This is a genomic window from Paenibacillus forsythiae T98, assembly GCF_000520735.1.
Lineage (GTDB): Bacteria > Bacillota > Bacilli > Paenibacillales > Paenibacillaceae > Paenibacillus_AQ > Paenibacillus_AQ forsythiae.
The window spans coordinates 1-10,832 of record NZ_ASSC01000178.1; the positions used below are offsets into that span (position 1 = coordinate 1).

Annotated in this window: 10 protein-coding genes; 5 read left to right on the forward strand and 5 right to left on the reverse strand. The window is 48.1% G+C overall.

The annotated features are described in order from the left end of the window. Together L692_RS0106500 and L692_RS0106505 are read left to right on the forward strand one after the other, a co-directional pair. On the forward strand, window positions 1-1,106 hold a 1,106-nt coding region (locus L692_RS0106500), incomplete at its 5' end, for a Ger(x)C family spore germination protein (RefSeq protein ID WP_025698259.1). 2 nt (window positions 1,107-1,108) lie between these two features. After that, window positions 1,109-1,333 carry a hypothetical protein gene (locus L692_RS0106505; protein ID WP_025698260.1) on the forward strand — a complete coding sequence of 75 codons (225 nt, stop codon included), beginning with the start codon at window positions 1,109-1,111 and terminating at the stop codon, window positions 1,331-1,333. Window positions 1,334-1,424: 91 nt separating this feature from the next. Here L692_RS0106505 and L692_RS0106510 read toward each other — a convergent pair whose 3' ends face one another. Further along, window positions 1,425-2,858: an amino acid permease gene (locus tag L692_RS0106510; protein WP_025698261.1), complete on the reverse strand. Its 1,434-nt coding sequence runs from the start codon at window positions 2,856-2,858 to the stop codon at window positions 1,425-1,427. Between the two features lie 301 nt (window positions 2,859-3,159). On the opposite strand from L692_RS0106510, the gene L692_RS0106515 reads away from it, so the two are divergent. The 3 genes from L692_RS0106515 (at window position 3,160) to L692_RS0106525 (ending at window position 5,992) form a co-directional block, all read left to right on the forward strand. Beyond that, complete coding sequence (locus tag L692_RS0106515; protein ID WP_025698263.1) at window positions 3,160-4,338, forward strand: trans-sulfuration enzyme family protein; 1,179 nt, start codon at window positions 3,160-3,162, stop codon at window positions 4,336-4,338. Window positions 4,339-4,355: 17 nt separating this feature from the next. Continuing rightward, the gene (locus L692_RS0106520) at window positions 4,356-5,261 is read left to right on the forward strand and encodes a DMT family transporter (protein ID WP_025698264.1); all 906 of its coding nucleotides are present in this window, start codon (window positions 4,356-4,358) and stop codon (window positions 5,259-5,261) included. Between the two features lie 89 nt (window positions 5,262-5,350). Next, window positions 5,351-5,992, forward strand: a complete 642-nt coding sequence (locus L692_RS0106525; RefSeq protein WP_025698266.1) for a GntR family transcriptional regulator — start codon at window positions 5,351-5,353, stop codon at window positions 5,990-5,992. 111 nt (window positions 5,993-6,103) lie between these two features. On the opposite strand, the gene L692_RS31055 is transcribed toward L692_RS0106525, so the two are convergent. From L692_RS31055 to L692_RS0106540, 4 genes are all read right to left on the reverse strand, one after another. Continuing rightward, entirely contained in the window at window positions 6,104-6,328 is a 225-nt protein-coding gene (locus tag L692_RS31055) for a DMT family transporter (protein ID WP_084463100.1), read from the reverse strand. 225 nt (window positions 6,329-6,553) lie between these two features. Further along, window positions 6,554-7,909, reverse strand: coding sequence for a 6-phospho-alpha-glucosidase (locus L692_RS0106530; RefSeq protein ID WP_025698268.1), 1,356 nt, complete (start codon window positions 7,907-7,909; stop codon window positions 6,554-6,556). 1 nt (window position 7,910) lies between these two features. After that, window positions 7,911-9,515, reverse strand: a complete 1,605-nt coding sequence (locus tag L692_RS0106535) for a PTS transporter subunit EIIC (protein WP_025698269.1) — start codon at window positions 9,513-9,515, stop codon at window positions 7,911-7,913. Between the two features lie 156 nt (window positions 9,516-9,671). Then, window positions 9,672-10,472, reverse strand: a complete 801-nt coding sequence (locus L692_RS0106540; protein ID WP_025698270.1) for a MurR/RpiR family transcriptional regulator — start codon at window positions 10,470-10,472, stop codon at window positions 9,672-9,674. Window positions 10,473-10,832: the final 360 nt, after the last annotated feature.

Genomic DNA, 10,832 nt, shown 5'->3' on the forward strand with positions numbered 1-10,832 from the left:
CCGCCATTGACAAGGTGGACGACGGGAAGTATCTGTTGACGCTGCAAATTGCTGTTCCGACGATGCTTGGACCGGCCGGAGGTTCCAGTAAGAGTACCGGAGCGGGCGGCGGAACGAAACCAACCGTGATCGTATCGGAGGAGGGGGAGACGATCATGGATGCGATCCGCAAGCTGCAGAAGAAGCTGCCCCGCAGATTATTCTTCTCTCATAGCCGGATCATTGTGATCGGGGAGAAGCTGGCCCGGGAGGGGGTTGCGCCCGTGCTTGACTTTTTTGTCCGTTACCGGGAAGCCCGGCTACGCAGTTTTATTCTATTCAGCCAAGGGAAAGCGGCGGATATTCTAAGTCTTAACGCCAAATGGGAGAAGATTTCCGCCGAAGAAATCAGGGAAGAGGAGAAGCGTCATATCGGGCTTCAGATCTACCTGAAGGACTTTATCTATATGCTGCTTACAGACGGGACCGAGCCGGTCGCGGCCCAGGTGGCGTTAAGACGGTCGGAGGTGGACAGTGAGGAGGGGTCCTCCGGGCAGGGGATGAACGCCGCCATTACAGGCTCGGCTGTCTTTCGCAAGGATAAACTGGTCGGCTGGATGGATGATGCCGAGACGCGCGGCGTGCTGTGGCTGCGCAATGAACTGAAGACCAGCATTGTGACGGTGGATATCCCGAAGGACAGAGGGGAAGGAAAGATCAGCGCGACGGCGGTCAGGGCGACGACGCAGATCAAGCCGGCTCTACGAAATGGCAAGCTCAAAATAAATGTGGAAATTGATATGGAGAACACTTTATATGAGAATAGCTCCCAACTTGATGTCAGCAACCCGGAGGTTATCCGATATATCGAACAGGAATTGGAGCAAGAGATTAGGAGAAGAATCCAAACGACGCTCTACAAGGCGCAAAAAATATACAATTCGGACATCTTCGGATTAGGCGCCGCTGTATATCGAGCCTACCCGAAGGCGTGGAACCGGCAGTACAAAGAAAGATGGGATGATGAATTCTCCAAGCTGGAAGTGGACATCAAGCCTCACGCGAAAGTGGTCCGCACCGGCCTGACGAACAAGTCGATCATCCTGGAGGAAGAGGAGTCCGATTAAGCATGAAGATCATGGCGATTATTACCCTGTTTATCCTGCTGGCCGGCTGGGATGCTCCCCACCTGATAAAGAAGAGACAGAAAAAGGATCTGATCGTGTATTTCGCGCTGATTCTGGTCGGGCTGACGCTAAGCATTCTTGTTTCGTTTCACGTCTATCTGCCCAATCCGAGTAAAGGGCTGGAGACGATGTTTGCGCCCCTCGGGTCATGGCTGAAGGAGGATTGACTGGTCAACAACAAGAAGAACCTTGAGGCCCCAGATTTAAATAAAGGGCCTTAAGGTTCGCAAGTCTCCGGCATCAGGTCGGTTATCGGGACTACACTCGAACTTCTTTAACTTCTTTAGCTTCTTCCTGGCTGCCGATTTTCTTTTTCTGAAGGCTTTGTTTGGCGTAATAGCAAATATAGCATAAGGCAACGAAGGGGATGGTATAGAATAATGCCGCTCTTTGCGCCGGATCAAATACGATCAATACACAAGACAGGAAGCACAGAAGGAATGCCGCAATAGGGACAATCGGATACAGAGGTGTTTTGAATTTTAAATCGTTCACGTCATTTCCCGCTTTCAGGTAAGCCCGGCGGAACATAAATTGGGAAGCGGCGATGCCCATCCATACAATAACTACGGCCAGACCCGAAATGGAAACCAGGATAATATAGACTTTTTGAGCGGGAATGACGCTGGAGATTAGAGAAAGAACGCCGCCTAAGGTGGTAAGAATCAGAGCGGGCAAAGGGACGCCCTTTTTGTTTACTTTCCCAAATACGCCCGAAATCATTTTTTCATTGGATAAGGACCAGAGCATACGTGTTGCAGCATATAAACCGGAATTTGCGCAGGAGAGAATAGCCGTTAAGACAACAAAATTCATAATCGTTCCGGCATAAGGGATCCCTATGCTATTAAACACCAGAACGAAGGGACTTTGATCGACTCCGGCTTCCTTCCAAGGAATTAACGCCGAGATCACCGTAATACTGCCAATGAAAAAGATAATAAGCCGTATGAGGGTGGTATGAATGGCTCTGGGAATGACCTTTTCGGGCTCTGCCGTTTCGCCGGAAGCGACCCCGATCAGTTCTGTGCCTGAAAAGGCGAAGTTAACCGCCAGCATCGTCAGGAATACGGCGCCGAAACCGTTCGGGAACAGCCCGTCTTTGACAAAGTTTGTGAACAAGGGAGCTTCGCTGGTTCCGGACATCGGAATGATCCCGAATACAGCCAATCCTCCGATAAGGATAAACAGGATAATCGCGATGACTTTGATGCTGGAGAACCAAAATTCCGTTTCTGCAAAAAACCGGACGGAAAAGGCATTAAGAGCAAACAGCAATACAACAAAGAATGCGCTCCATTCCCATACAGAGATGGAGGGAAACCAGCCTTCCATAATTAAGCCGGCTGCTGTAAATTCGGAACCGAGCGCCACGGTCCACGTCAGCCAATATAGCCATGCCATCGTGAACCCCGTCCCCGGACCAATAAACCGGGTGGCGTACGTATGAAAGGACCCGGTCACCGGCATCTTAACCACCAGTTCCCCCAGGCAGAGCATCACCAGGTAAACGATGACAGAGCCGATGAGGTAAGCGAGAAGCGTACCTACCGGTCCGGCCTGATTGATGGTATAGCCTGAGCTTAGAAAAAGCCCCGTACCAATTACGCCGCCAAGTGAAATCATAAACAAATGCCTGCTTTTCATCGTGCGTTTCAATTGATTGTCCGTTATATTCTTCGTCTCTGACATTCTATTGCCTCCTCTTTTAGCTGAGCATAAAATACAATACACTTAATATTGTATATTGTATTTTTTAAAAATATAGCACTTCTCTATGGATTACACAACAGATTTGTCAGAAAATCTAACAAACAGGCTGTAATAGCAGGGGTTTTACTGGATTTTGCGAGCGATGCGTTATCTTTTATAACATATAATTTAAGTCTGCGCTTTGAAAATAGGTTTGCAAATTGCTCGTTAGAGTGTTAGATTTAAAAAATACAATATACAATATACAATTTAAATCCATAGATGCCCGGAGGCGACTTGCATGAACCAGAACTTTAATACCTTGCTAACCCGATTAGGAAATCACAATCCCAGCTCCTTATCCATTCCGGAGACGATTCCGCTTACTTTAAGCTCGGTATTTGCCTTTGAGGACGTCGATAGTCTGAATCGGGTATACGAAGGCGAGGCGGAGGGCTTTATTTACTCCCGGATGACAAATCCCGTTCACGAGGCGCTAAAAGAAGTCATGCGCACCATTGACGGCGGGGAGGATGCGCTCGTGTTCTCGTCGGGAATGGCCGCCATTACTTCAACTCTGATCACGCATCTTGAAGCGGGCGATCATGTCCTGGCCTCTCATGCTTTATATGGGGAGACCTACGAGTTCCTCAAATATCAATTAAGCAAGTTTCATATTGATGTGACCTTTGCCGATTTCGGCAGCGAGGACCTGGATCAGTATTTTACGCCGAGGACCCGGCTTGTGTACACGGAGACGATCTCCAATCCGTTAATGGCCGTAAATGATCTTCGAGGACTGGCGGAAGCCGCTCATGCGCACGGGGCCAAATTGGTGGTAGATAATACTTTCGCCACGCCGGTCGTATGCCAGCCGCTGGGCCATGGAGCCGATATTGTGGTCTACAGCGCAACCAAGTATCTTTGCGGACATGGGGATGTGACAGGGGGCATCGTCGTATCCGATCAAGAGACCATCCGGGCCATAGACAAGGTGGGTACGCTTTACGGAGGCTGCATGAGTCCGTTTGATGCCTGGATTCTGATTCGGAGCTTAAAGACATTGGAGCTGCGCATGAAAGAGCATTCCGGCAACGCTCTGAAATTGGCCGCCTTTTTCAAGAGCCATCCTAACATTAACAAGGTATTCTATCCGGGACTGGAATCTTCTCCTTACTTCGGCCTGGCGAGTTCGCTGTTCAACCATCAATTATTTGGCGGTATGTTAACCATTGATTTAAAGGGAGCAGAGGACAGCTACCGCACCTTCATTGATAATTTGGACGGAATTAAGCTTGTGCCCAGCCTGGCGGGTGTCAAGACCACCGTCTGCTCACCGGCTATAACCTCCCACCGCAACTTAAATGTCAAAGAGCTGGAGGAAGCGGGCATTGCCGCAAGCTTCATTCGAATTTCGGCAGGTCTTGAGCATATCGACGATTTGATTGCCGAATTTGACAGCGTCTTGAACCTGATCTGAGAGGGGAACATTCCGAAATGAAAAAATATTGGGTAATTTTATTTCTCGTTACAGCGAATTTATTTTGGGGAGGGCACTACGTATTTGGCAAGTATGTGGTTGCCGAGATGGACCCGCTGCAAATTACATTTACCCGGTGGATCATCGCCGTTGTGCTGCTGTTCCCGATTGCCCAGCTCATTGAGCGTCCGGATTGGAGAAAGGTGTGGGGGCAGTGGAGATATCTGTTGCTCATGGCGGCGTTTGGAATTATAGGGTATAACTTCTTCCTGTATACGGCTCTGAAGTACACCTCTTCTTTGGAAGCCGCGATGATTAATTCCTTAAACCCGGCATTGATTGTACTGTTCTCGGTCGTTTTTTTGAAGGAGAAGCTCAATCTGGTCAATGTGGCGGGACTGTTTATCTCACTGCTTGGCGTACTGATCATTTTAACCAAAGGAAACCTGCAGCAAATCCTTAGCATCGACTATAATCAAGGGGACCTGATCATGCTGTTTGTCATCCTGAATTGGACCCTTTACTCCATCTTGGGACGAAAAATGAAGGGGATTCCGCCTATTGCGGCAACGGCGGCGTCCGTGTTGCTCGGCATCCTCTTGTTGCTCCCGTTTATGCTGTTCTATGGGATTCATCTTCCGCACGGTAAGCCTGCCATCATCGGGATACTCTACATCGGTATTTTGCCGTCCGTAGGTTCCTTTGTGTTCTGGAATATAGCCATTAGCAAGATCGGAGCCAGCCGCGCCGGCATCTATCTCAATTTAATTACCGTGTTTACGGCCATCATCAGCGCATTTCTGGGACAATCCATTCCATTCATCCAGGTGGTTGGAGGGCTGCTTGTCTTTCTGGGCGTCTATTTATCCAATAAAAGACGGGAAAGCAGGGAGCTTAAGGTGCAAGCGAAGGCTTTGGGATGACGGCCGGAACCGGAGACAGCCATGGCATTCCTGCCACATATATTATATATTGTATAATGAATATATAACCGTATGTTAGGGGGCTGGCTATGACCAAGAGATATCAATCCTTGAAAGATCATGTCTATGACCATATTGCAACCGAAATCCAAAACGGGACCCTGCTTCCGAACCATAAAATTAATGAAGTCGCGCTAAGCAAGAAGCTGGAAGTCAGCCGCACCCCTGTCAGAGAAGCCTTGATTCAGCTTGCTTCAGATAATCTTCTTGAATATTTGCCCCGCAGGGGATTTATCGTGAAGGATCTGGACACCAAGAAGAAGCTGGATGTATTCCAGATTGTCGGTGTGCTGGATGCCTTGGCGGCTACGCTTGCTTTAGAGCAAATGACGGAAGACGATATAGAGCAGATGGAAGACTTTACGAAGATTATTGACCTGTCCATTGCAGAGAAAAATTATTCCGACTATCAGAAGTACCAAAAGAAATTCCATAATGTCTACATTAACAAATGCAATAATGCTACATTGGTCGACACCTTGGAAATGCTGCAGAACAGCTTCGTGAGACAGGTTTATTCAAGCGATGATGAGGACCGTCTGTTTGCCGTATCGGCACAGCTCAATGAGGAGCATAAAGAAATCATCAAGTGTTTTAAGAATAAAGACAAGCAGAAGCTGGAGCAGCTCATTAAGAAGCATTGGGAAATTGAACATAAGGACATGATATAACGCACCCATCCAGTAATGCCCTGAAAGTACGACTAAAACAAATGATTCACGACCTGCATTTTATAGAAAAGCCACCTCTTGGGAAGTTGAATTCCATAGAGATGGCTTTTATTAATTTTTCCTCAGAGATGGTTTACGGCTACTGGTTTTGGTAGAAGCAACAAAGACACCTATCAGCACCATTGCCATACCCGCGATTTGTATCCATGTAATTGGGCTGCCATATGCAATAACTGCAAGTAATATAGCTACAATAGGGGTTAAGTTTAAATACATGCTTGCTTTACTGCCTCCTAATCGTTCTACACCTTTGTTAAAAATGATATAGCCGATCAAGGTTCCGCAAAATCATTATTTGTCAAGATGTGTTTGACAAAAGTGGTTTCTCCCCAACCTTGCAGGGGGGCATAGAAAAGAAGCTGGACAACTGAAGCGGTATGCGGCTGGTAAATTGGATGAAAAGAAACGCCAGCGTAAACGCTGGCGCAGTTCCGGCTTTGAAGTGATGCAACTCAGCCAGATATATAGGTTAAAAACGCTCTTGTAAGTCGCATGGGGCGTCTATACGAGCACGCCTTCTTTATACTCCTGCGCAAGCGTCGGCCAATACTCCTTATTGGCTTCGATCAGATCATCGAGCACAGCCTTGGCGACCTTGGCGGAAGGGATCGTTTTATTTAACGTGAAGGCTTGCAGGGCCTTGATATATGAGCCTTCCGTAATCGCCTCGACTAGAATTTTTTCCGAAGCTAACTGCTGGTCGATCATCGCTTTGTAGAAGTACGGGATTTCTCCCACATACTCGGGAATCGGACCGTTGCTCGTAATGAGCGCTGGAACCTCAATCATGGCGTCTGCCGGCAGGTTGGGGATCGTTCCGTTGTTCTCAAGCATGACCAGATATCTTCTTCCCAGGTTTTGAGCAAGGGAGATCGTGACATCCACAATAAACGTGCCATGAACGCCGACGGCAAAGGCATCTTCGAGAATGCCGGTTTCTTCATATTTCCTTACCGTTTCAAACAGGGTTTTCTCCCGGCCGTCCATGACCTCATTGGCGCGTGTGTACTCTTTATTCGACGTTTCTACGATGTAATCCGGGAACAAGTAATATTGCAGGTAAGGATTAGGCAGATACTCCGGGAAATGATCCATAATGAGCTTGATATTTTTAAAGGTCTTGATCCAGGACGAATCGGCATGGCGATAATCGATTTTGGAGACATCCTCGGTCAGCAGACCGTGCTGGTAGACATGCTCACGCAGCTCCGAAAGACGGTCAACACCGTTCACTTCCACTTTGGTGAACCAGCCAAAATGATTTAATCCGAAGTAATCGACGACCAGATCCTCGCGATTAACCCCCAGAATAGCAGCCATATTACGCATCGTGGCAACGGGCATATCGCAAATGTTAAGGATTCTGGCGTTTGGTCTTAGCTTGCGGACGCCTTCCGCCACAATGGAGGCCGGATTGGAGTAGTTTACGATCCAGGCGTTTTTCTTCGCATATTGGTCTACATAATCGACGAGTTCAACCATGGGGAAAATGGTTCTTAGCCCGTAGGCGAGTCCGCCGGGGCCGCAGGTTTCCTGGCCGACAACATTGTGGGAAAGCGGAATTTTCTCGTCCAGCTCCCGCATAGCGTATTTTCCAACCCGCATTTGGGCAAAGACGAAATCCACATCCTCAAACGCGGTCTTGGGATCGGTCGTTTCCACAACTTGAATGGTGTCTGTATACTCGGCAATCACCGCTTTGGCGGCAACGACCACTTTGGATTGTCTTTCCCCGTCAATATCATAGAAGCGGATTTCCGATAACGGCAAATCTTCCAGACGATCCATCAAGCTTCTGATAATCCCCGGTGTATACGTGCTGCCGCCGCCTGCTACCGCCAATTTATAAGTTGTCATATTATATTCCTCCTAATTGTTGATCGACTTGGTCACGAACCGTTTTGACATGAAGACCGTAAACAACCTGCACATTGTTTCCCGATTTGATGATACCTTTGGAGCCGGTTTCTTTAAGTACGCCTTCGTTTATCACATCGGGATCTTTCAAAATAAGCCGCAATCGGGTGTAGCAATTGTCAATATTCTCAATGTTACCGCTTCCACCCAGAGCGGCAATAATAGTGGCTCCAAGAGGTTGGGTTGATGGATTGCCCGAAGCTGCGGGAGATGGAAGAGGTTGGCCGCCCGCGCCTCCGGATGCCGGAGCTTTGGCGGGACTTGGCGCCGCCGCTGTTTCTGCCGCTTCTTCACGTCCCGGAGTTTTCAGATTCATTTTGAGAATAAGGAAGCGGAATACAAGGAAGTAGATCGTTGTCATCATAAGCCCGGTCAGGATAAACATCGGCCAATTCGATTTGGTCGTTCCCAGCGGCAGGTTATACAGCAGGAAATCAATAATTCCGTTCGCGCCGATGGCATGAACATGGAATACGCTCAATAGCATCATCCCTATTCCTGTCAGAACGGCGTGGATCACAAACAGAATTGGAGCTGTAAACAAGAAGGCGAATTCGAGCGGCTCCGTCACTCCGAGCAGAAAGGAGGTCACGGCTGCCGGGAGAAGAATGGCTTTGGCTATAGATTTCTTGTCTTTATTTGCAGTGACGTACATCGCAAGCGCCGCTCCTATCAAACCGAACATCTTGCTGAGTCCCCGGGCATCCCAGTTTACGGTACTGCTCAGAACGGAAACGGTTGGATCGGCCATCTCGGCAAAATAAATATTTCTCGCTCCGTAAACGGTTTCACTTCCGATATGAGCAATACCGCCCAGCTCCGTATATAAGAATGGTGTATATACGAGATGGTGAAGCCCTGTCGGAACCAGAATCCGTTCAAGAAAACCGTATACCAGGAAGCCGAACACGCCCATGCCCCGAATGCCGTTGGCTAAAGCGGTAATGCCCGTTTGGGCATACGGCCAAAATTGTGCGGCCAACGCTCCGAGAATCATGGCGCTTGGAATGGCCAGGATGGCAACAAAGCGGTGTCCGGAGTAGATCGACAGAACGCCCTTGAATTCTGTGTTGCAAAATTTGTTGTGCAGCACACCCACCAGCGCCCCGATGAACAGGCCCGAAAATACGCCCATTTCCAGCACCTGCACATTCAGCACTATGGCCTGCCCGGCGGATCTCATGGCTTCTGCCGGCACCAGCCGATTCGTTAACTCCAGAATCTGATGCATGGCGTTGATGAAGATAACGAAGGTCACCAAGCCGGTCAGCGCGGCGTAGCCTTTGTCCTTTTTGGCCAGGCCGATCGGAATCCCCACCGCAAAGACCAGGGCCAGATTCTGCAGGATGGATACGGCGGAGGATGAGATGAACTTTCCTGTATTCTGGATTAGCGGGAAATCCAGGAAGGAAACATATTGCGCCAGGTTGCCATTGCCGAACACATTGCCGAAGGCAATGAACAGGCCGATAATCGGCAATAACAGAATCGGTGCAAACAGGGACTTGCCGAATAGCTGAAGATGATTGACCAAAGCTTTTCTCACATAGAACCCTTCCTTTCGATGCCTCTTTAGTTGCTATCAAATATTTGATGGTCTGAGTATAGCGCTGTTTTTCATTTTGTGAAAGGGGTTACAGGCATTGCGTATCTTGTGTTCCGATCAAGTAACATGTTACATTCCGCGCCTCTCGCATACCGCCTAAACCTTCCGGATAATGCCCTTCTTCATGGCCAGCAGCAGGATGAGATCAATGAGCATAAACATGTTGGATTCGTAGGAGGTCACCTCGAACTCATTCTGGGATTCAATGGTCGGATCGAGCACCGTAAAGACGATATCGGCGATTTGAGCGGTGGAGCTGCCGCCGTTGCCGGTGAAGAGGATGGTCGTAAGTCCGCTCTCCTTGGCGAGCTTCACCTTCTCCATGACCTTGCCGGTATTGCCGGAACGGGAGAAGACAATGAGTAATTTGTATTTCTGAATATTGTTCAGAAAGATCCCTCTGCTGTCATTGGTTGTAGTATTGGAAACATAATAGCCGAACAGCTCCAGCTTCTTGGCGAGGTAATTGGAGAATAATGTGGAGAAGCCTGCGCCATAGAAATAAATCATTTTATGCGTCTTGATTTCATCCAGAAAACGCAGGATCGCGGATTGATTAAGGGAGTCAAAGGTTTGGTCGAAATTCCTTCTGAATGTTAAGATGGATTCGGCTAAAGATTGGTGAATATCCTCGACAGACTGGACGTTTCCGGCCAGCATTTTCGACACTTTTAAGTTCAGGTTGTACACAAATTCGCTGTATCCGCTGAACCCGAGCTTTTTGCACAGCCGGATAATCGTGGTTGTGGACACGAAGAGGTCATTGGCGGCGCTGCGTATGCTCAAATGCTGCCCGTCAAACTTTTTATCGATTAGAAAATGCAAAATATCGCTTTCCGCCTGGTTCAAATTTCGCTCATTGGCATAATCCTGATAAACAATTTCTATACGGTTCATGTTATTGGCCCTCTTTGGGTTATAGTTTCTCTACTTAATTTACCTGATTCCTGGATGCAAAGGGAAGAAGAAACGGGGAGAGCCGATGAAAAAGCGGAAGTTGAAAGAAGGAAAAAGGTCCGTAGCCAACATGCTGAAGCTCTGGGGATTCTCGAACCTCCCACAATGACGGTGAAAAGCCCGCCAATCATCTTACGGTATGTCGTCTATGGCCCATTGGCTGTACGAGCGGCATGCCGTTTTAATATTCTTAAGTGTTTGGGAATTTGACCAAAGTTATGTATCATTACTATAATATACAAAACAATACAAATCAGAAAATATATTATAAATACCTGCATAATATGAGAAAGTGGGGGA